General features: G+C 31.7%; 16 protein-coding genes and 1 tRNA gene. All 17 read left to right on the top strand.

What is annotated here, in order from left to right; translation table 11 throughout:
- Positions 1–138: 138 nt before the first annotated feature.
- The 17 genes from ACFO3U_RS10725 to ACFO3U_RS10645 all read left to right on the top strand — a co-directional run bounded on the left by ACFO3U_RS10725 (position 139) and on the right by ACFO3U_RS10645 (position 21369).
- Positions 139–223 (top strand) — tRNA-Ser (locus ACFO3U_RS10725).
- A gap of 263 nt (positions 224–486) precedes the next feature.
- Positions 487–1728 (top strand): site-specific integrase, encoded by a 1242-nt coding sequence (locus tag ACFO3U_RS10720; protein WP_379741886.1) that lies wholly within the window; start codon positions 487–489, stop codon positions 1726–1728.
- Positions 1729–1771: 43 nt separating this feature from the next.
- Positions 1772–2098, top strand: coding sequence for a DUF6660 family protein (locus ACFO3U_RS10715; RefSeq protein WP_379741883.1), 327 nt, complete (start codon positions 1772–1774; stop codon positions 2096–2098).
- Positions 2099–2195: 97 nt separating this feature from the next.
- Positions 2196–6512, top strand: coding sequence for a CusA/CzcA family heavy metal efflux RND transporter (locus ACFO3U_RS10710; protein ID WP_379741880.1), 4317 nt, complete (start codon positions 2196–2198; stop codon positions 6510–6512).
- Positions 6513–6523: 11 nt separating this feature from the next.
- Entirely contained in the window at positions 6524–7792 is a 1269-nt protein-coding gene (locus ACFO3U_RS10705; RefSeq protein ID WP_379741877.1) for an efflux RND transporter periplasmic adaptor subunit, read from the top strand.
- Positions 7793–7814: 22 nt separating this feature from the next.
- A complete protein-coding gene (locus tag ACFO3U_RS10700; protein ID WP_379742082.1) occupies positions 7815–8180 on the top strand; it encodes a DUF3703 domain-containing protein in 366 nt (121 codons plus the stop codon).
- 6 nt (positions 8181–8186) lie between these two features.
- Positions 8187–10178 carry a heavy metal translocating P-type ATPase gene (locus ACFO3U_RS10695; RefSeq protein ID WP_379741874.1) on the top strand — a complete coding sequence of 664 codons (1992 nt, stop codon included), beginning with the start codon at positions 8187–8189 and terminating at the stop codon, positions 10176–10178.
- A gap of 72 nt (positions 10179–10250) precedes the next feature.
- Positions 10251–10613: a hypothetical protein gene (locus ACFO3U_RS10690; protein WP_379741871.1), complete on the top strand. Its 363-nt coding sequence runs from the start codon at positions 10251–10253 to the stop codon at positions 10611–10613.
- 180 nt (positions 10614–10793) lie between these two features.
- Positions 10794–11645, top strand: a complete 852-nt coding sequence (locus ACFO3U_RS10685; protein ID WP_379741868.1) for a DUF3347 domain-containing protein — start codon at positions 10794–10796, stop codon at positions 11643–11645.
- A 14-nt stretch (positions 11646–11659) separates the two neighbouring features.
- A complete protein-coding gene (locus ACFO3U_RS10680) occupies positions 11660–12142 on the top strand; it encodes a DUF305 domain-containing protein (RefSeq protein WP_379741865.1) in 483 nt (160 codons plus the stop codon).
- On the top strand, positions 12132–14366 hold the full coding sequence (locus ACFO3U_RS10675; protein ID WP_379741862.1) for a multicopper oxidase domain-containing protein: 2235 nt from the start codon (positions 12132–12134) through the stop codon (positions 14364–14366). The genes ACFO3U_RS10680 and ACFO3U_RS10675 overlap by 11 nt, the downstream gene beginning before the upstream one ends.
- Before the next feature lie 173 nt (positions 14367–14539).
- Positions 14540–17062 carry a heavy metal translocating P-type ATPase gene (locus ACFO3U_RS10670; RefSeq protein WP_379741858.1) on the top strand — a complete coding sequence of 841 codons (2523 nt, stop codon included), beginning with the start codon at positions 14540–14542 and terminating at the stop codon, positions 17060–17062.
- A 101-nt stretch (positions 17063–17163) separates the two neighbouring features.
- A complete protein-coding gene (locus tag ACFO3U_RS10665) occupies positions 17164–18009 on the top strand; it encodes an RteC domain-containing protein (protein ID WP_379741855.1) in 846 nt (281 codons plus the stop codon).
- Positions 18010–18424: 415 nt separating this feature from the next.
- Entirely contained in the window at positions 18425–18763 is a 339-nt protein-coding gene (locus ACFO3U_RS10660; protein WP_379741852.1) for a helix-turn-helix domain-containing protein, read from the top strand.
- A gap of 79 nt (positions 18764–18842) precedes the next feature.
- The gene (locus ACFO3U_RS10655) at positions 18843–19841 is read left to right on the top strand and encodes a transcriptional regulator (protein ID WP_379741849.1); all 999 of its coding nucleotides are present in this window, start codon (positions 18843–18845) and stop codon (positions 19839–19841) included.
- A gap of 220 nt (positions 19842–20061) precedes the next feature.
- Positions 20062–20685 carry a P-loop NTPase family protein gene (locus tag ACFO3U_RS10650; RefSeq protein WP_379741846.1) on the top strand — a complete coding sequence of 208 codons (624 nt, stop codon included), beginning with the start codon at positions 20062–20064 and terminating at the stop codon, positions 20683–20685.
- Positions 20686–20748: 63 nt separating this feature from the next.
- Positions 20749–21369: a hypothetical protein gene (locus tag ACFO3U_RS10645; protein WP_379741843.1), complete on the top strand. Its 621-nt coding sequence runs from the start codon at positions 20749–20751 to the stop codon at positions 21367–21369.
- Positions 21370–21393: the final 24 nt, after the last annotated feature.

Raw genomic sequence — 21393 nt, 5'->3', positions numbered from 1 at the left:
GTTATGCTCTAAAAATATGATTTTTAAAGAGATAAGTTTTTGGTCAAAAAAATATTTCAAATAAATTTAAAAAAGGTTTGTAGAAATAAAAAATGATACTATATTTGCACTCGCAATACGGAAGTAGTGCGATATATTGGAGAAATGGCAGAGCGGTCGAATGCGGCAGTCTTGAAAACTGTTGACTGTAACAGGTCCGGGGGTTCGAATCCCTCTTTCTCCGCGAGCTGAAAAGCAAATGGTAACAAAACCCACTAAATTCAACAATTTAGTGGGTTTTTTCTTTTAGGGCTATATCAAATTATTCATTAAATCTCAAAGTTTAGGTGTCTTTCAAGGTGTCACTAAAAAATTAAATTTTAAGTGACTCCTCTCAATGAAAAACACCGCTACTACAAGGTGTTCAACAACATATTCAAAAAATGTACATCTTGTGTGTAGTTATTAAATCGAATAAATTTAATACTAACTTTAAGGTCACCAATTATGAACACATCTGTATCAATTCTCTTTTACATCAAGAGAGCAAAAGTCAACAATTTAGGAGTTTGTCCAATTTATGCAAGAGTTACTATCAATGCAAAGCGTTTTGAATTTAGTACAAACAAGTATATCAATCCAGAAAAATGGACATCAGAAGGTACTAAAGTTAAAGGTACTTCCGAAGAAGCTAGAACAATAAACAGTCATCTTGATTATTTGAAAAATCAAGTGTTAGAAGCTGAAAAAAGACTATTTAAAAAAGATATTCCTGTTAGTACTGAAAATCTTAAAAATGAATTGTTTGGATTAGCTGAGACTAAACGAATGTTAGTTCCTATTTTCCAAGACCACAACAACAAAATCAAAGAATTAGTTGGTAAAGAATATGCACCAGGAACATTAGAGCGTTACACCACTTCTTTGAAACATACCATTGAGTTCATGCAATGGAAATATAATATTTCTGATATTGATATAACCAAGATTGATCACGCTTTTATAACCGATTATGAATTCTGGTTAAGAAGTGTTAGAAATTGTGCGAATAACACAGCTGTAAAATACATCAAGAACTTCAATAAAATTATCAAAATATGTTTGGCCAATGATTGGATTGATAAAAATCCATTTGCAAATTATAAATCAAAAGTTAAAGAAGTCGAACGAGTATATTTAACTGAAGATGAAGTTCAAGCTATACTTGAAAAGGAGTTTAAAACAGAAAGACTTTCATTAGTTCGCGATATATTCCTTTTTAGCTGCTTTACTGGTTTGGCTTACATAGATGTCAAAAACTTAACAAAATCGCATATAAGCTTTGGAATTGATGGTGAGAGATGGATATTTACACATAGACAAAAAACAGAAAGTGCTTCTAAAATTCCAATCTTACCAGTTACACAAATGATTATTGATAAATACCAGAATCATCCACAAAGTAACAATCAAGAAAAATTACTTCCTATTTTATCTAATCAAAAAATGAATGCCTATTTAAAAGAAATAGCAACTGTTTGTGAGATTGAAAAAGAATTAACTTTTCATATTGCTCGTCACACTTTTGCGACAACTGTAACGCTTACAAATGGTGTACCAATTGAAAGCGTAAGTAAAATGCTTGGACATAAAAATTTGAGAACAACACAACATTACGCAAAAGTGTTGGATAGAAAAGTAAGTGAGGATATGAAAACTTTGAAAGATAAATTTAGTTCTAGTTTTAAGTTGAATAGTAAAGAAGCATAAAAAAAAGTAAAAATTAAAAATTAATTTTACTACTTTTGCATCTGTGAAATTTTTAAACTACATATTATCACTGTATTTAGTAGTACTTTCATGTTTGCCTTGTGCAGATGTGGAAGCAACTAGTTTTACGCACACTTCTAGTAAAATAGACACAAACCACCAAAATCATTCACACGATAAGGAAAATGACGCTTGTTCTCCTTTTTGTGTTTGTAATTGTTGCGGACAAAGTGTTTTATCTTATGTTCCTACAATAGTTTTTAATTTTCATACTCCAACAGTAGAAATTCAAACGCTAAACTCCATTTACAAATCAACTTTATTTTCAAATTTTTTTGGGAGTATTTGGCAACCCCCTCAAATAGTATAATGAAGCCCGAATAATTTCGGGTTAGAGAAACTTGTGTATATCACAAATTATGGCAAATTTTTAATTTGCTAATTTCTAATTCATTATAATATTTTCAATGTTAGACAAAATCATACAATTCAGTATAAAAAACAAGTTTATTATACTACTTTTTACACTTGTGTTAATAGCTTGGGGAAGCTATTCAATAAAACAATTACCATTAGATGCATTACCAGATGTAACTAATAACCAAGTACAAATCATTACAAATGCACCAACTTTAGCAAGTCAAGAAATTGAACAACTTATCACATACCCTTTAGAACAATCTTTAAAAACAATTCCAAAAATTATAGAATTGAGAAGTATTTCTCGTTTTGGACTTTCTGTAGTTACAGTAGTTTTTAAAGATGATGTAGATATTTATTGGGCAAGGAATCAAATTTTTCAAAGAATAAGTCAAGCTAAAGAAAACATTCCAGATTATGCAGGTTCCCCAGAAATGGCTCCAATAACTACTGGTTTAGGAGAAATATATCAATATGATGTATATGCGAAAAAAGGATATGAAGATAAATACGACGCTACCAAATTAAGAACTATTCAAGATTGGATTATAGTTCCACAATTACAAGGAGTTGAAGGCGTTGCAGAAGTTGCTACTTGGGGTGGTAAATTAAAACAGTTTGAAATAGCTGTTAAACCAAATACCTTAAAGAGTTTAGATGTAACGATCACTGAAATTTTTGAAGCTTTAGAAAAAAATAACCAAAATACAGGAGGAGCATATATAGAAAAGGATCAAATGACCTACTTTATTCGCGGGGTAGGTATGGCAACTGGAAGTAATGATTTGGAAAATGTTGTTGTAAAAAACAGAAACGGTGCACCTGTTTTAATTCGTGATGTAGCTTCAGTTAATGAAGGATATGCTATGAGATATGGTGCAGCTACAAAAGATGGTAAAGGAGAAATTGTTTGTGGAATGGCATTAATGTTAAAAGGTGAAAACTCAAAAGCAGTTGTAGATAGAGTTAAAGAAAGAATGGTTCAGATTAATAAAACACTTCCAGAAGGAGTTGTTGCAGAAGCTTTTATTGACAGAGGTAAATTAGTAGAGAATGCCATTGGTACAATTAGTAAGAACTTATTAGAAGGAGCATTAATTGTAATTTTTGTATTGATTTTATTTCTAGGAAACTTACGAGCAGGATTAATAGTAGCTTCAGTAATTCCATTGTCAATGCTGTTTGCGGTTATATTAATGAATCAATTTGGAGTAAGTGGAAATTTAATGAGTTTAGGGGCTATCGATTTTGGGATTATTGTTGATGGAGCAGTAATTATTGTAGAAGCAACAATGCATCATTTACAGAAACTTAAAAGGAAAAAGAATTTGACTCAATTAGAAATGGATGTTGAAGTGTACCAATCTGCTTCTAAAATTCGTAACAGTGCTGCTTTTGGAGAAATAATTATTTTAATCGTATATCTACCAATATTAGCATTAGTGGGAACAGAAGGTAAAATGTTTAAACCTATGGCTATGACTGTTGGCTTTGCTGTAATTGGTGCTTTCATCCTTTCTTTAACTTATGTGCCCATGATGAGTGCAATGTTCTTGTCTAAAAAGACAGAACATACTGAAAATTTCAGTGATAAATTGATAGCATGGTTAGAAAAAATATATACTCCGTTTTTAGACAAAGCATTACAAATAAAAAAAGCAGTATTGGGTATTGCAATCGGATTATTTGTAATGGCATTACTAGTTTTCCAAAATATGGGTGGTGAATTTATTCCAACAATTGAAGAGGGAGATTTAGCAATAAATGTTACAATTATGACAGGAAGTTCGCTTACTCAAACTATTGAAACTTCAACTAAATGTCAAAAAATTTTAAAAGCAAAATTTCCTGAAATTAAAACTATTGTAACAAAAATTGGTAGTGGAGAAATTCCTACAGATCCTATGCCTATTGAAAGTGGTGATTTTATTATTGTTTTGAAAGATAAATCAGAATGGAGTTCGGCTGAAAACTGGGAAGATCTAGCTAACTTGATGAAAGAAGAAATAGAGGTTATTCCTGGAGCAAATATTGAAGTTTCTCAACCTATTCAAATGCGTTTTAACGAATTAATGACTGGTAGTAGAAGTGATATTGCTATAAAAATTTTTGGTGATGATTTAGAAGTATTAGATGAAAAAGCAAAAGAATTAATTTCAAAAATAAATAATATTCAAGGAGTGGGTGATTTAAAACCCGATAAAGTAACAGGGTTACCACAAATCACTATTAAATATGATTACGATAAAATAGCCTTGTATGGACTAAATATTACAGATGTAAATAAAATCATCAGATCCTCTTTTGCGGGTGAAAGTGCAGGTAAAATTTATGAAGAAAGTAAACGTTTTGATGTAGTAGTTAGAATGAATGCCGAAAATCGTAGTGATATTTCAGATGTATCTAATCTTTTTATACCATTACCAAGCGGCCAACAAGTACCACTTTATCAAGTAGCTTCTGTAGAATACGAGCAAGGACCAGTTCAGGTTTCTCGTGAAAATGGAAAGCGAAGAATAACCATAGGATTAAATGTACGTGGTCGTGATGTAAAAAGTGTTGTTGAAGAAATTCAACAAAAATTAGAAACAAATTTTGAACTTCCAGCAGGATATTATATAACTTATGGAGGTCAATTTGAAAATTTAGTAGAAGCCAATAAAAGACTTTCTGTAGCTTTACCTATTGCATTGGGATTAATTATGGTTTTGTTGTTCTTTACATTCAATAGCATGAAACAAGCCTTGTTAATTTTTACAGCTATACCATTGTCAGCAATAGGAGGTGTTTTTGCTTTATGGATGAGAGGAATGCCATTTAGTATTTCAGCTGGTATTGGTTTTATTGCTTTATTCGGTATTGCTGTTTTAAATGGAATTGTACTAATCTCCTTTTTCAACCAATTAAAATCAGAAGGAATTACAGACCCATTACAACGCGTTTTAATTGGAACAAAAACCAGACTTAGACCTGTATTAATGACTGCTGCTGTTGCTTCTTTAGGGTTTTTACCAATGGCTTTATCAACAAGTGGTGGTGCGGAAGTGCAAAAACCATTAGCAACGGTTGTTATCGGTGGCTTATTTTCTGCAACCTTACTAACCTTAATCGTTCTACCTATTCTTTATTTATTAGTTGAGAAAGGTTTTAAAAAAAGAAAAAAAATGTCAAATTCAATCATGACCCTAATCGTATTATTTATTAGTACGTTTTCATTTGCTCAAAACAGCAAACCCATAACTTTAGAACAAGCTATTACAATGGCTAAAACCAATAATATGGATTTAAAAATTGCCGATAAGGAAATTGAAAAACAAACAGTTCTTAAGAAAACAGCTTTTCAAGCAGATCCTTTGCAAATTGAATACATGGGTGGACAATACAATAGTGTAGATTATGATAATAATGTAAGTATTCAGCAATATTTTCCAATTGGTGGAAGTACAAAAGCAAACAGACAGCTTCAGGAAGAATTAGCAAAATTGGCTGAAAAACAAAAAGCATTATCGGAATATGAAATCGAAAAAGCGGTAACTATTGCATATTATCAATATTTATATGGTATTTCAATCCAAAAGCTAAATGACGAATTGTATGATGTGTATTCAAAATTTCTTAAAAATGCAGAACTTCGATTTAAAACAGGTGAAAGCGGAAACATAGAAGTAATTAGTGCCAAAGCTAAAGTAAAGGAAATTGAAACCTTAAAAGAACAAATGCTTCTTGATTTAGTAATCTATCAAAAGCAGTTGCAGTATTTTATACAGACAAATGAAGATATACTTCCAGAGAGTACAACTTCATTAAAATATAATAATACATCAGTTTTAAACGAAAATAAAGTAGACACATTAATAAGCGACTATTATACACAACAAGCAACGGTTTTTGAAAAAGAATCAAATGCTTTTAAAAAAATGAGAGCCCCAAAATTAGGCTTGGGTTACTTTGGTCAAACATTAAACAAAGAATCTTATTTTCAAGGGTTTACGGTTGGTTTGCAAATTCCTTTGTTTAGTGGAGCTAATACAGCTCGTGCCAAAGCTTCTGAAATCAGTATGTCGCAATCGCAATTAGAATTCGATAAAACAAAATTGACTTTAAAACTGCAAAAAGAACAATTAGTAAACCAATTTTCTAAACAAGAAAAAGCAATTCAATATTTTGAAAAGGAAGGGTTAAAATATGCAGAACAGATAATCACTACTGCTCAAAAAAGTTATGCCAATGGCGATATGAGTTACTGGTCTTACATCAGTTTCTTAAATCAAGCCATTGATATTAAAAAGCAAAATATCGAAGCAGTAAACGCTTACAATCAAAGTGCTATACAAATGCAATTTCCATCTTTCAATAACAATTAATACTCACGATAATGATCAATATATCTTTAAAACCAAATTATAAAATAGGCTCATTTTTTAAAATATTTCTTCTTTCTTCTTTCCTCTTGATTCTAAACTCATGTGGAGAAAAGAAAACAGAAGAAGAACATGAAGAAGAAAAATCGGAAACAGAAGTTGCATTAACTAAAACGCAATTTGAAACCGTGGGCATTGAAATGGGTAGTATTGAAATGAAAAACCTCAATACAATCATCAAAGCCAATGGTTACACAACTGTTCCACCTCAAAACCGAGCAGATGTTTCAACCTTAATTGGTGGAGTGGTAAAAGACATCTTTGTATTAGAAGGTACTTATGTAGCAAAAGGGAAAACTTTGGCTACACTTCAAAACCTTGAAGTTGCTGAAATGCAAGAAGATTACAATGCAGCTGTAGCAAACATTGAATATTTACAATTAGAATACAACCGTCAAAAAACTTTGAGTGAAGAAGATGTAAATCCTCGCAAAGTATTCCAAGAAGTAAAAGCAAAATTGGCAGTGGAAAGAGCAAGGTCACAAGCCGCTAAAAACAAATTACAAGCATTAAATGTAAGTCTATCTGGCAATTCTTCATTGATTCCAATTATTGCTCCAATAAGTGGTTACGTTGGTAAAATAGGCATTACAAAAGGAACCTTTGCAGATACAGGAATAAGTCTTTTTGAAGTAATTGACAACACACAAATGCACCTTGATTTAAATGTTTTTGAAAAAGATTTAGGTAAAATTTCTATTGGTCAAGAAGTTGATTTCGTGTTAACCAATCAATCTAATAAAGTGATTAAAGGAAAAATATTTGGCATTAATAAATCCTTTTCAAACGAAAGTAAATCGGTGGCAGTACATGCCAAGATTAATGAAAGTGATACAAAAGGTTTAATTTCTGGAATGTATGTTGCAGCAAATATTAATATTACTAATCAAACGGTTCAAGCATTGCCTAAAGATGCAGTTGTTAGAAACGGAGATAAATATTATATTTATATACAAGAAGAACATGTAGAAGAAACTCCAAAAGGTAAGAAAGAAACACACGTTCATAAAGAAGGAGAATCACATAATCATGAGGAAGAAACTACCGAAAAAGAACACGACGAAGTACACTTTAAAGCAATTGAAGTAGTTCCAGGAACAACCGATTTAGGTTATACGGAAATTAAATTAGTAGAAGAAATTCCAGCAAATGCAAAAATTGTTATTAAAGGAGCATTCTATTTATTGGCAGCTTCAAAAGGTGGTGGAGAACATGAACATTAATCATTTACAACAAAAAAGAGACATGAAAGTAAATACAATTATGCCAACAAAATTGAAATCTTTTTATGATACAGAACTAAAATTAGCAAAAATAAATAGTAACGAAAATAATTTACAAAAATCTTGGTTTCATCTAGAAAGAGCACATATAATCGGACAAAAATATCCGTATGAACATACATTCGTACATTGGAAAATGTTGCAATTTGGTGTTAAAATAAAAAGTTCAAAAGAAATTGTTGGTCAAATACCAAGATTACTGGTAGGTGGTGTAAAATCATTTGTTGGACACATTCCTGTTGGTAATACTGGTGGTGCAAATGTTCCACCATTAAAAGCAATGGATATTCCTGATGACATTAAAAAAATACTAAACGTAAACACATAAATTATTATGACAGATAAAAAAGCACACAAAACAGAAGACGATGCAGAATGTTGTAGAATAGAGGAAAAAATCAATAAAGCAGAAGAACAACATGCAGAAGAGGATGGACATGATCACGACCATACATCTAAAGAAAAATCTACATTCCAATTATTTTTACCAGCAATAATAAGTTTCGGCTTATTATTGTTGGCTATTGGGTTTGATAATTATTTTACCCAATCTTGGTTTACGGGTTGGGTTAGAATAGTTTGGTATGTTGCAGCCTATTTGCCAGTCGGACTCCCAGTTATAAAAGAAGCCATACAAAGCATTCGTAAAAGTGATGTATTCTCTGAATTTTTACTGATGTCTATAGCAACCATTGGAGCATTTGCTATTGGTGAATATCCTGAAGGTGTAGCGGTAATGTTATTTTATGCTATTGGAGAAATCTTTCAATCATTGGCTGTACAACGAGCTAAAAGAAACATAAAATCCTTACTCGACCAACGACCAGATGAAGTTACTATTCTCGAAAATAATGTAGCTAAAACAATCAAAGCTTCAACGGCTAAAATTGGAGATATTATCCAACTTAAAGCTGGAGACAAATTAGGTTTAGATGGAGAATTACTATCAGATAAAGCTTCCTTCAATACAGCAGCTCTTACTGGAGAAAGTAAACCCGATTCAAAACTAAAAGGAGAAACAGTTTTAGCAGGAATGATTAATTTAAATACTGTTTCGCAAGTTAAAGTAACAACAGCTTATACAGATAGTAAATTATCTAAAATTCTGGAACTGGTGCAAGAAGCAACATCTAAAAAAGCACCAACAGAATTGTTCATTAGAAAATTTGCTAAAATCTACACACCTATAATAGTGTTTTTAGCAATCGGAATATGTATAGTACCAATGCTTTTTGTGGAAAATTATGTATTTAACGATTGGTTGTATAGAGCATTAATCTTCTTGGTAATTTCATGTCCTTGTGCATTAGTGATAAGTATTCCTTTAGGATATTTTGGTGGAATTGGTGCAGCTTCTAAAAACGGAATCCTTTTCAAAGGAAGTAATTTTTTAGATGTAATGGCTTCTATTCAAAACGTTGTGATGGACAAAACAGGAACGATGACTGAAGGTGTTTTTAAAGTACAAGAAGTCGTTTTTAAAGCTGATTTTGACCAAAATGAAATACTTCAATTAGTAAACGCTTTAGAAAGTCAAAGTACGCATCCAGTTGCAACAGCAATACATGAATTTGTTGGAGAAATAGATAGTAAAATCAGTCTTAAGGTAGTTGAAGAAATAGCTGGACATGGTTTAAAAGCTAATGTAAATGGAAAAGAACTTTTAGTTGGAAACTTTAAATTAATGGATAAATTTTCTATTAAATATGATATTGATCCATCAAGTATTGTTTATACTTTAATTGCAGTAGCGTATGACAATAATTTTGTGGGTTATTTAACCATTGCAGATAGTATAAAAGAAGATGCACAAATCACAATTGATAAATTAAAAGCATTAGGAATCAAAACTACTATGTTAAGTGGAGATAAAAATAATGTAGTACAATTTGTGGCTCAAAAATTAGGAATTACAAATGCATTTGGAGATTTATTACCAGAAGATAAAGTAAATAAAGTCAAAGAAATTATAGCCAAAAACGAAACGGTTGCTTTTGTAGGCGATGGTGTTAATGATGCTCCAGTAGTTGCTTTAAGCAATGTGGGTATAGCAATGGGAGGTTTAGGAAGTGATGCAACAATAGAAACAGCAGATGTAGTAATTCAAGACGATAAACCTTCAAAAATTCCAATGGCAATAAATATTGGAAAACAAACCAAGAAAATTGTTTGGCAAAATATCACTTTAGCTTTTACAGTAAAAGCGATAGTTTTAATTCTAGGTGCTGGTGGTTTAGCAACGATGTGGGAAGCGGTTTTTGCCGATGTTGGTGTAGCATTATTAGCAATATTAAATGCAGTAAGAATTCAGAGAATGAAGTTTTAATCTTGATTTTTAACATTTTTTTGTTAGAAATAAATTTGTATTGATTAAATTTGTATTGTCTTATAAGAAGTAATGAAAAAATCATACATCATAATAATTTTGTTTTTAGGAATATTTTTTATTCCTAATAATACTTTTGCTTGTGGTAGTGAAAAGCAATCTTGTGAAAAAGAACTTTCAACTACTAAAACAAAAGAGAAAAGTTGTTGTGATAGTAACAATAATTCTGATGATAAAGGATGTAAAGGAAGTTGTGGTCACTCAAAATGTGGCTGCCCTTCAACTTCTATAAGTAGTTCCACATCAATAATACTTTCATACAAATCAAATAGTATTTTTAACTTTACATCTTTAAATAAAGTTAATTTTTTCTATAAAATAACTTCTGTTTTAGAAGGTCATTCTTCTATATGGCTTATACCTAAAATAAGCTAAATTTAAAATTTGACAGCCATACTTGTGTCAAATTTATAGCATTTGCTATTTTTTATAACAGTATTGAATCTTAAATTATTCATGTTTTAGATGCTTATTTAATTCATTATATCTGTTATTCAATCTAAATTTATTTCAAAACTTTATTAAAAAAATCTTTTAATATTAAAATCATATAAAATGAAAAATTCATTATTAAAAATATTGGTAACAATCGTAGTTCTGTTATCAATTACATCTTGCAATGCACAAATAAAAAATCAAAATACAGAAACCGTTAAAATCTACGGAAACTGTGGAATGTGTAAAAGCACAATCGAAAAAGCTGGTAATATGAAAAAACAATCCGTAGTGAATTGGAACAAAGAAACCAAAATTGCGACCATTTCATACGATAGCTTAAAAACTTCAAAAGATGAAATCCTAAAACGAATTGCTCTCGCAGGTTATGACAGCGATAGCTTTTTAGCACCAGATGACACGTATTCAAATTTGCCAAATTGTTGCCAATATGAAAGAGCAAAAGCAGTTTCGTCAAAAATGAATATGTCTACAAACGACCATTCGCAACATTCAAACGAAATGACCGAAATGCAAGACGAAAATCCGCTTTCAGCAGTTTTTGACAATTATTTTGCTCTTAAAAATGCGTTGGTAAAAACTGATGGAACTACAGCTTCAACAAGTGCCAAAAATCTTTCGACTGCATTAAGCGAAGTGAAAATGGCAAATCTTTCAAATGAAGTTCATATGGTCTGGATGAAAATTTTGGATAATTTAAAAATTGATACTCAAAAAATTTCGAACACAAAAGAAACAAGTCAGCAAAGGCAATATTTCAATTCGCTTTCAAAAAACCTTTACGAAGTGATGAAAATATCAAAACAAGAAACACCAATCTATTATCAATTTTGCCCTATGGCAAACGATGGAAAAGGTGCGAATTGGTTAAGTAAAGAAGAAACTATAAAAAATCCTTACTACGGTTCACAAATGCTAAGTTGCGGCAAAACCGTTGAAACAATAAATTAATAAAAATATCAACGATGGAAAATTCAGAAACACATAAAAAAAACAATAAATACACAATATTTTTTCTAATGTTAGGATGCTCTTTTGTAGCAATGTACATCACAATGTATTTAAACACTTATGCAATAGACCACGTATATTTTAGTCTCACACGTTTTTATATGACGTGTTTGGGCATTTCAACAATGGCAGTAATTATGTGGTTTTTTATGCGAAATATGTATAAAAACAAGAAAAAAAATATCGCAATACTGTTAGGCAGCTTTATAGTTTTTAGCTCTGCCCTATTTCTTGTCCGAACTCAAAAACCAATCATTGGAGATATTTTGTGGATGGAGGCAATGATACCGCATCATTCTATTGCAATTTTAACAAGTGAGCGAGCAGATATTAAAGATCCAGAAGTCAAAAAACTGGCAGAAGATATTATCGAGGCTCAAAAAAAGGAAATCGAGGAAATGAAAGTAATGATAAAACGATTAGAAAATGAAAAATAACAGATTTATTATTATCATTTTACTATTGTTCATTACAAGTAAAACTTCGGCTCAAAATATTGTAAAATATGAATTAACGGTTACGGACACTATTGTCAACTATTCAGGAAAAGAGAAAAGAGCGATTGCGGTAAACGGTCAAATACCCATGCCAACATTAACTTTTACTGAAGGTGATATTGCGGAAATTGTCATTCACAACAAATTAAAGGAAAGCACATCCTTACATTGGCACGGAGTATTTCTTCCCAATAAAGAAGATGGCGTTCCGTATTTAACACAAATGCCAATTGAACCCAACGCAACTTTTACATATCGTTTTCAAGTCATACAAAGCGGAACTCATTGGTATCACAGCCATAGTGGATTGCAAGAGCAATTGGGTATGTACGGTTCGTTGGTTTTATTAAAGAAAAAAGACGACCCAACGTTTAGAAAAGGAATTGACGATTTGCCAGCAGTTCCAATCATCTTGAGTGAATGGACAGACATAAAACCTGAAAACGTACACAGAATGTTGGCTAACGCAAACGATTGGGCTGCAATAAAAAAAGGAACTACACAAAGTTATTCCGAAGCTATAAAAGCAGGACACTTTAAAACAAAATTGACCAACGAATGGAAACGAATGTTAGCAATGGACGTAAGCGATGTGTATTACGACAAGTTTCTAATCAATGGTAAAAAAGAAAGTCAACTTTCTCAATTTAAAGCAGGCGACAAAGTGCGTCTAAGAGTTTCAAACGGAGGAGCATCGTCCTACTTTTGGCTGAATTATGCAGGTGGAAAAATGACTGTAGTAGCCAACGATGGTAACGATGTTGAACCCATTGAAGTCGATAGATTGATTATTGGCGTTTCAGAAACTTATGATGTTGTAGTTACAATACCGGACGAAGATATTGCTTATGAATTTTTGGCAACACCAGAAGACCGTACAGGTTCAACTTCAATATATTTAGGAAATGGCAAAATTCAGCTTAAAAGCAGAATGCCAAAACTGAAATATTTTGAGGGAATGAAAATGATGAACGATATGATGAATATGGACGGAAGTATGGACGATATGGGAATGGATATGTCGTATCAGCAAATGGATATGAATACGGTTATGTATCCTGAAATTTCGGGTAATCCTAAAATGAAAATGAATGACGAAATGGATATGGACGATAAAATGGGCCATTCAAATCATTCAATGAATTCAAACCAAGATATTGTAACCTTGAATTACGGAATGTTGAAAGCACCACAACCCACAACATTGCCAAAAGATGCACCAGTTAGGGAATTACGTTTTGAACTGACAGGGAATATGAACCGCTACGTTTGGAGTATGGATAACAAAGTACTTTCCGAAGTTGATAAAATCCTCATTAAAAAAGGCGAAAATGTTCGCATTACGCTTTATAACAATTCGATGATGCGACATCCAATGCATCTTCACGGACACGATTTTAGAATATTGAACGGACAAGGAGAATATGCACCAATGATGAATGTTATCGACATAATGCCAATGGAAACCGACACGATAGAATTTGCAGCGAATATAGATGGAGATTGGTTTTTTCATTGCCACATTCTGTATCATATGATGGCTGGAATGAATAGGGTTTTTTCAACGGGTGATTATGAAAATCCGTATTTGCCAAACAAAAAAAAGGCTTACAACATATTGCAATCTGAAAGTAACAAGTTTCATTTTATGGCGGAAAATGACTTTGCGACAAACGGAAACGATGGAATGGTAATGTTGCAAAACACACGTTGGAGTTTTGGAACGGAATGGCGTTTGGGCTATCACGATGAACACGGTTACGAAACGGAAACGCATATTGGAAGATACATTGGCAAAAACCAATGGTTTATGCCATTTGTAGGTTTTGATTGGCGTTACCGAGAACAAAATGGCGAAGTTGAAAAAAACATTTTTGGACAAAACAATACAAAAGACCAAAGAGCAGTTTTGAGTTTGGGAGCGGAATATACTTTGCCAATGCTCGTGAAACTACAAGGCGAAGTTTTTACGGACGGAAATGTACGGTTTCAGTTAATGCGAGAGGATATTCCTATTTCGCCACGATTAAGATGGGCTTTTATGGTAAATACTGACAAGGAATATATGACAGGATTTAAGTATATCGTTACTCGAAATTTGGGAATTTCAACACATTATGATAGTGATATGGGGTTAGGTTTTGGTATTAATTTACATTATTAATAAACAAAATAACAGGAATTAAGTTATTGAATATAAGTAAATTAAAAAATACTGACAATTTATTAAAATAACAAAATTATGAAATCGCTATTATTAGATAGTTTATGTAAACAAACACCATTGATTAAAAAAGCGACTCCATATATACTAGTTAAAAAATAAAATTTAAACAGATGAAACACACATATACAATTACAGGAATGACCTGTTCAGGTTGTGAAGCTAAAGTTAAAAAAGATTTGTCGAATGTTGAACATATCACAGAAGTTGCAGTTTCTAAAGAAGACAAAGCAGCAACCATTATCATGTCTAAACATGTTGAAATAGAAGTTTTACAAAATGCTTTAGGAGGAAAAGATAGTAAATATCAAATTACTTTATCAGATAATTCTAGTAAAGAAGTAGTTCAAAAAAGTTGTTGTTCTACTGGAGAAAAAGAGCACAAACATGAAGAAATAAAGCACAACCATCAAGCAGGTAAATATTATTGTCCCATGCATTGTGAAGGTGACAAAGTGTATGATAAGGCGGGTGATTGTCCTGTTTGTGGAATGGATTTAGTACAACAACCAACGGTAATTCAAAACACACAATATACTTGTCCCATGCATCCTGAAATCATTCAAGACAAACCAGGAAGTTGTCCTTTTTGTGGAATGGATTTAGTGCCAATGGAACCAACCGAATCTGAAGAAGATAAAACCTATCAAAAGTTAGGTAATAAAATGAAAATTGCTACAATTTTCACCTTGCCCATTTTTATTATAACCATGTCTGATATGATTCCAAATAACCCATTATACAAAATTATGGAGTTACAATATTGGAATTGGATTCAATTTATATTAACGATTCCTGTTGTTTTCTATGCTTGTTGGATGTTTTTTGAAAGAGCGTGGAAATCCATAATCAACTGGAATTTGAACATGTTTACCTTAATTGGTATTGGAACTGGAGTCGCTTTTGTTTTTAGTATTATCGGATTATTATTTCCAACTGTTTTTCCTGACCAATTCAAAACTTCAGAAGGAACAGTCCATTTATATTTTGAAGCTACAGCTGTAGTTTTAACCTTGGTATTGTTAGGGCAATTGTTAGAAGCCAAAGCACACAGTAGAACTAGTGGAGCTATTAAAGAGTTATTAAAATTAGCACCAACCGAAGCTACGTTAGTGATTGATAGTGAAGAGAAAGTAATTTCAATTCACGACATTAAAAAGGGAGATATAGTTAGAGTAAAACCTGGAGAAAAAATTCCTGTAGATGGAATCATTACAGAAGGAAACAGCACCATTGATGAATCAATGATTACTGGAGAACCTATTCCAGTAGATAAAAAAATGGACGATAAAGTAAGTTCTGGAACCATAAACGGAACAAAATCTTTTTTAATGATTGCCGAAAAAGTAGGTTCAGAAACTTTATTATCACAAATTGTTCAAATGGTTTCAGATGCAAGTCGTTCGAGAGCTCCCATTCAAAATTTAGTAGATAAAATTTCAAAGTATTTTGTTCCCATTGTAGTTTTAATATCAATTATGACCTTTTTTGCTTGGTGGATTTTTGGACCAGAACCTAAATTGGTTTATGGATTTGTAAATGCAATTGCGGTTCTGGTTATTGCTTGTCCGTGTGCTTTAGGATTAGCAACACCTATGTCAGTTATGGTTGGAGTTGGTAAAGGAGCAAAATCAGGTGTATTAATTAAAAATGCAGAAGCCATTGAAAAAATGGATAAAATTGATGTTTTAATAACCGATAAAACAGGAACACTAACTGAAGGAAAACCATCAGTTGAAAAAATTATTACAAAAGATGTAGATGAAAATACCACTTTAGGAAAAATTGCATCTCTAAATCAAAATAGCGAACATCCATTGGCAACAGCAGTTGTAAATTTTGCTAAATCTAAAAACAGTACTTTTTTTAAAGTAGAAAAATTTGACTCTATAACAGGAAAAGGAGTAATAGGATTTATTGACAATGAAAAAGTCAGTTTAGGCAACAAAAAACTTTTAGAGCAAGAAGGTATTCAAGATTTTTCAAGTATAGAACAAGAAGTTATTGAAGAACAAAAGTTAGGTAAAACAGTTTCTTACATCGCTTTCGATAAAAAAGTAGTAGGATATATAACCATTACAGATGCTATAAAAAAATCAAGTTTAGAAGCTATTAACGAGTTAAAGCGACAAGGAGTTCAAGTTATTATGCTAACTGGTGATAATGAAAATACAGCAAGAGCTGTTGCCTCTGAACTTAATTTAACAGATTTCAAAGCAAGTTGCTTACCACAAGATAAATTAGAATACATCAAAGAGTTACAAGCCAAAGGTAAAATAGTAGCCATGGCAGGGGATGGTATAAACGATGCTCCAGCATTAGCACAATCTGATATTGGAATCGCAATGGGAACAGGAACCGATGTTGCCATTGAAAGTGCAAAAATTACTTTGGTAAAAGGAGATTTAAAAGGAATTGTAAAAGCAAAAAACCTAAGTCATGCTGTAATGAAAAACATCAAACAAAACTTATTTTTTGCTTTTATATATAACGTTTTAGGAATTCCAATTGCTGCTGGTGTTTTATTTCCAGTTTTTGGTTTATTACTTTCTCCAATGATTGCAGCTTTAGCAATGAGCTTTAGTTCTGTATCAGTTATTGCTAATGCATTACGATTAAGAACTATAAAAATTTAAAACACAAATTTATTTATTTAAACAACTAAAAATAATTAGCTATTTTAACAATAATTTTAACACAATGAAGTTTTATACAAACTAACCTAAATTGTATTAAAATGAATGAGTATTGTCTGAATTTTTTTAGTGAATTTGAAAAGGAGTATCAAAACATTAAAACTACAAATTCAGACAGTATTGTCATTGCACATAAAGTCACAGAATTAATTGAAACTAGAAGTAAGGAATTATTCAAATGGCTAAAAAAACATAAATTTAGTTCTCCAGAAGAAGAAATATATTTTTTCAAAGACTTGAAACCTATATTTATATCAAAACTTATCTACTACAAAACAGTTTTAAGTATAGAAACGAACTTACCAACTTCAAAAAAGAATAAGATTAAATTTTATGAAGATGCTTTAAATTTAATTCAAGAAAACACCAATAAGAATAGAAAGTTCTATGAATATTATAGAGCAAGAGCTTCACATAAAGACAAAATTTATTTCTTGAGAAATTGTGATGCTAACATTTTAAAAAGAGATTGTTCTCTAATCAATTACGATGTGAAATTGTGTACCACTCATGATTATAATATGGCTGTGATGATTGCCAACGATATATTGACCAATTATCTAGAAAATAAAATAGAACAATTAGAAAACAATAGTTCAATAGTTCATCCATCCATACAACAAACAGTTAATTGGACTGGTACTAAAATTGATTTAATCGAATTAATTTATGCCTTACATCATTCCAAAAAAATTAACAACGGCAGCACTGATATTAAGGAATTAGCTTTATTCTTTGGTAAAATTTTCAATCAAGATATTGAAGAAAATATTTATCGTTTTTACATTGATATTAAAAACAGAAAAACAGGTCGTTCCAAATTCATCAATCAACTTTCAGAAGTATTAGAAAAGCAAATACTAGAAGAAGAAAATGAAAGTAAATAACCTTTTTACACCTAAATATTTTCCAAAAACACACAACTTGTGTTGAGGTTGTGAATCAGCTTAAAAACCCATGATTTTCATCTAATTTCCAAAATTGAATTTTATACTTTAGATAAATTCAATTCAATAAAACTAGAAAACAAAGCACTTTGTATTATTTTAATAAAAAATCGTACACAACTTGTGTTTAGGTTGTGAAATAAAATCAATCAAACTTCACAAATTTGTATTACCGATTAATATTCAAAATTGCCTTAAAGAAATTGAGGCTATTTTTCTTTATTCAATAAAGAAAAATCAAGCATAACCATTGTTACGTTTTATTTTTCTTTTGAAGAAGAAAGGAAAAAAGACCGATTTATTAAGGTCATTTTGGGTGTTAATCGGTAAAATATAACAATTTAAAACACAAGTTATGGCAATTGAAACCGACAGGTTCGCGAACACAGCTAACAACAATAGAATGTTCCGTGAGCAAATTATCACACGCGAAGACTTAAACGAATTTCGTAGTCTTCTTCTAAATGATTTAAAAGAAATCATACAATCCAAACCACAACAAACAAAACAGTGGCTCAAATCCAAAGAAGTCAGAAAGTTGTTAAACATTTCTCCAGGTACTTTACAAAACCTTCGAATCAACGGAACACTAACATATACTAAAGTGGGTGGCATCATGTATTATGACAATTCAGACATTGAAAAACTCCTAAACGGCAATAAAGTAAATGCAGTTCCAACCCTGTTCAAGTAATGTCATTGCGAGGAACGAAGCAATCTTTTCTACTCACTCTTCACTACTCACTCTTCACTAATTACTAATCACTAGCAAAATGAACTACATAAAACACCTAACCGGCTTTTTCGAAAAAGTAGCAATAGACAAAACACTTAATCCAACACACGTGAGTTTATACATAGCTTTATTCCAATTTTGGAATTGCAATCGCTTTAAAAATCCAATCAGCATTTCTCGTGATGAGGTTATGCGTATCAGTAAAATTAGTTCGAAAGCAACCTATCATAAATGCCTTAAAAATTTACACAGTTTAGGATACATCAATTACGAACCATCCTATAATCCATTCAAAGGAAGTCATGTGTATTTATTCAATTTTTCACACGACTTAAAACCCATTCAAAAAAACGAAAGAAAACCAAAAATTGAACCTCTTTTTGAACAAGTTGATGAACAAGCTCTAAACAAGTCTTGTACTAGTGATGAAACAAGTACTGAACAAGCACTAGTACCTTCTATAAACTATATAAACAATACAAACAATTTAAACATTGAAAACGTTTCAAACTTGAACAAGCAAGCAAAAAATTTTGAAGAAATAAAAAATTTTCAATTAAAAAACGAAAATTTAAAAGAAGAAAAAAGTTCCGCTAAAAAAGAAGAAAAAGAAATGCTGGAAAAAATAGTTAATGAAAAAGCAAAATCGTCTTCTCCGGCATTCGCTGAATATAATGCTGAGCACACTGAAACCAGTCAGCAAAAAAAGTTGCGCGAAAAAAAGAAAGATGAAAGTTGTCACACTGAGCTTGTCGAAGTGCCTCGCACTCAAAAATCAAATCCAACACTCCAAATTGTCAAATCCTACTTCCAAGAAAACAACTTTCCGGAACTAGAAGCACAAAAGTTTTTCAATTACTTCTCAAGCAACGGTTGGTTAGTTGGTGGTAAAACACCAATGGTCGATTGGCAAGCAGCAGCACAAAATTGGATATTAAACAGCATTAATTTTAAAGACAACACCACCAATTCACCACCTAATCGAGCAAAACACCTCAACACAGGAACAGACAAAGACTATTCAGAACCACTTTAACCTGATCTTGCTTGTACTGAATTCATTTCAGTATCTCAATCTATGTGATTAAAAAAATCCGTGCTAATCCGTCAAATCTGTGTCATCAGTGTTCCAAAAACTTCGCTTTAGCTAGAAAAACTATGATAAACTATCCAGAGCAAAGCGACTTTTTTAAAATAATAATTCTATGCTTCGAGCCTGTACTGAGCCTGTCGAAGTATGGTTAAAAAAATAAAAAATGGAAACACAAATTAAAACCCACTACAACTACCCAGAAATAATTAATAAGCTCGAAGCAAAAGGCATCGAACTATACGGCAATCATTTCAAAATACAAGAAGCAGATTATCCAATCGTTTACAAACTCATTGCCTATTTCCTCAAAGACGAACCAACATGCTTTCAGTATAACATCAACCTCAACAAAGGTCTATTACTTTCTGGACCAATAGGCTGTGGAAAAACATCACTAATGAACCTAATGAAATACCTGGCACAAACAGAAAATAAATTTTCAGTAAAACCATGTAGAGACATAAGCTTTGAATTCATACAAGACGGTTACGAAGTCATACATCGCTACAGTAAAGGAAAATTATACCAAGCAGAACCAAGAACCTATTGCTTCGACGATTTAGGAACAGAAAACAACATCAAGTATTTTGGAAACGAATGCAATGTAATGGCAGAAATAATTTTAAGCCGTTATGATCTATTCATTTCTAAAAAACTATTAACTCATATCACCACAAACCTATCAGCTACAGAAATAGAAAAAAATTACGGCAATCGAGTTCGCTCTAGGCTTAGGGATATGGTAAATTTAATCGCATTTGAAAAATCAGCCCAAGACAAAAGATAAAATCCGTGTAAATCCGCGTTGCGAAGCATCCGTTTCATCCGCGTTCCAATAACAAGTAACAACATGAAAACAATAACAACCTTCTGGAACTACTTCCAACAAAACAATTTCGTTTTCCTTCTCCTTACAGAAATCCCAAAAGACGACCTAAAAATGCAATTAGACAAACTATTATATTATTTGCATCAATACAACAAAGACCTAGACCTCATTATAAAAAACAAAAAATCAGAAGCTGAAATAATCATCACAGCAAATGGAAATCCGTATTTATTCAAAGAAGTAGAGTTATTGGTCCACCACGCACCAAAATTAAACCGTTGGAAAACAACCGCATTCCTCCAACCTCAAACAAATATTGAAAAATACGAAAACGGCACAGACAAACCATTAGATTATTACGGCATCACCATACGAATAAGCGAAATGTATTTCATACCACTAGAAAACCCAAACAAACCAACCGATTTAGGAATTAGAGTCTTACTCAAAAACTACATAGTCCATAAAGAAAACCCTAAACTTAGAGAAGCAGTTTATACACATTTAGAACACTTAATTGGAGAAAAGTCGTTTGCTAATGATATTGCATTTATTCAAATAGCCCAATTAGAAGGTAACCAAGAGGATATAATCGAATTATACAATTTAAAATCCTATATTGATATTTACTTGGAAAATTAACTTTCGGCAACAAAACCAATTTAC

This window comes from Flavobacterium ponti, assembly GCF_042652765.1.
Classification (GTDB): domain Bacteria; phylum Bacteroidota; class Bacteroidia; order Flavobacteriales; family Flavobacteriaceae; genus Flavobacterium; species Flavobacterium ponti.
Note: the sequence above shows the minus strand (reverse complement) of the source record. Positions and strands in the feature narration are given on the sequence as shown.

Excerpts from the sequence above, each read along its gene's own strand:
- ACFO3U_RS10675 (WP_379741862.1), top strand. The coding sequence starts at position 12,132 with ATGAAAAATAACAGATTTATTATTATCATTTTACTATTGTTCATTACA.
- ACFO3U_RS10710 (WP_379741880.1), top strand. The coding sequence starts at position 2,196 with ATGTTAGACAAAATCATACAATTCAGTATAAAAAACAAGTTTATTATA.
- ACFO3U_RS10670 (WP_379741858.1), top strand. The coding sequence starts at position 14,540 with ATGAAACACACATATACAATTACAGGAATGACCTGTTCAGGTTGTGAA.
- ACFO3U_RS10655 (WP_379741849.1), top strand. The coding sequence starts at position 18,843 with ATGAACTACATAAAACACCTAACCGGCTTTTTCGAAAAAGTAGCAATA.
- ACFO3U_RS10680 (WP_379741865.1), top strand. The coding sequence starts at position 11,660 with ATGGAAAATTCAGAAACACATAAAAAAAACAATAAATACACAATATTT.
- ACFO3U_RS10650 (WP_379741846.1), top strand. The coding sequence starts at position 20,062 with ATGGAAACACAAATTAAAACCCACTACAACTACCCAGAAATAATTAAT.
- ACFO3U_RS10645 (WP_379741843.1), top strand. The coding sequence starts at position 20,749 with ATGAAAACAATAACAACCTTCTGGAACTACTTCCAACAAAACAATTTC.
- ACFO3U_RS10705 (WP_379741877.1), top strand. The coding sequence starts at position 6,524 with ATGATCAATATATCTTTAAAACCAAATTATAAAATAGGCTCATTTTTT.
- ACFO3U_RS10700 (WP_379742082.1), top strand. The coding sequence starts at position 7,815 with ATGAAAGTAAATACAATTATGCCAACAAAATTGAAATCTTTTTATGAT.
- ACFO3U_RS10695 (WP_379741874.1), top strand. The coding sequence starts at position 8,187 with ATGACAGATAAAAAAGCACACAAAACAGAAGACGATGCAGAATGTTGT.
- ACFO3U_RS10665 (WP_379741855.1), top strand. The coding sequence starts at position 17,164 with ATGAATGAGTATTGTCTGAATTTTTTTAGTGAATTTGAAAAGGAGTAT.
- ACFO3U_RS10685 (WP_379741868.1), top strand. The coding sequence starts at position 10,794 with ATGAAAAATTCATTATTAAAAATATTGGTAACAATCGTAGTTCTGTTA.
- ACFO3U_RS10660 (WP_379741852.1), top strand. The coding sequence starts at position 18,425 with ATGGCAATTGAAACCGACAGGTTCGCGAACACAGCTAACAACAATAGA.
- ACFO3U_RS10690 (WP_379741871.1), top strand. The coding sequence starts at position 10,251 with ATGAAAAAATCATACATCATAATAATTTTGTTTTTAGGAATATTTTTT.
- ACFO3U_RS10720 (WP_379741886.1), top strand. The coding sequence starts at position 487 with ATGAACACATCTGTATCAATTCTCTTTTACATCAAGAGAGCAAAAGTC.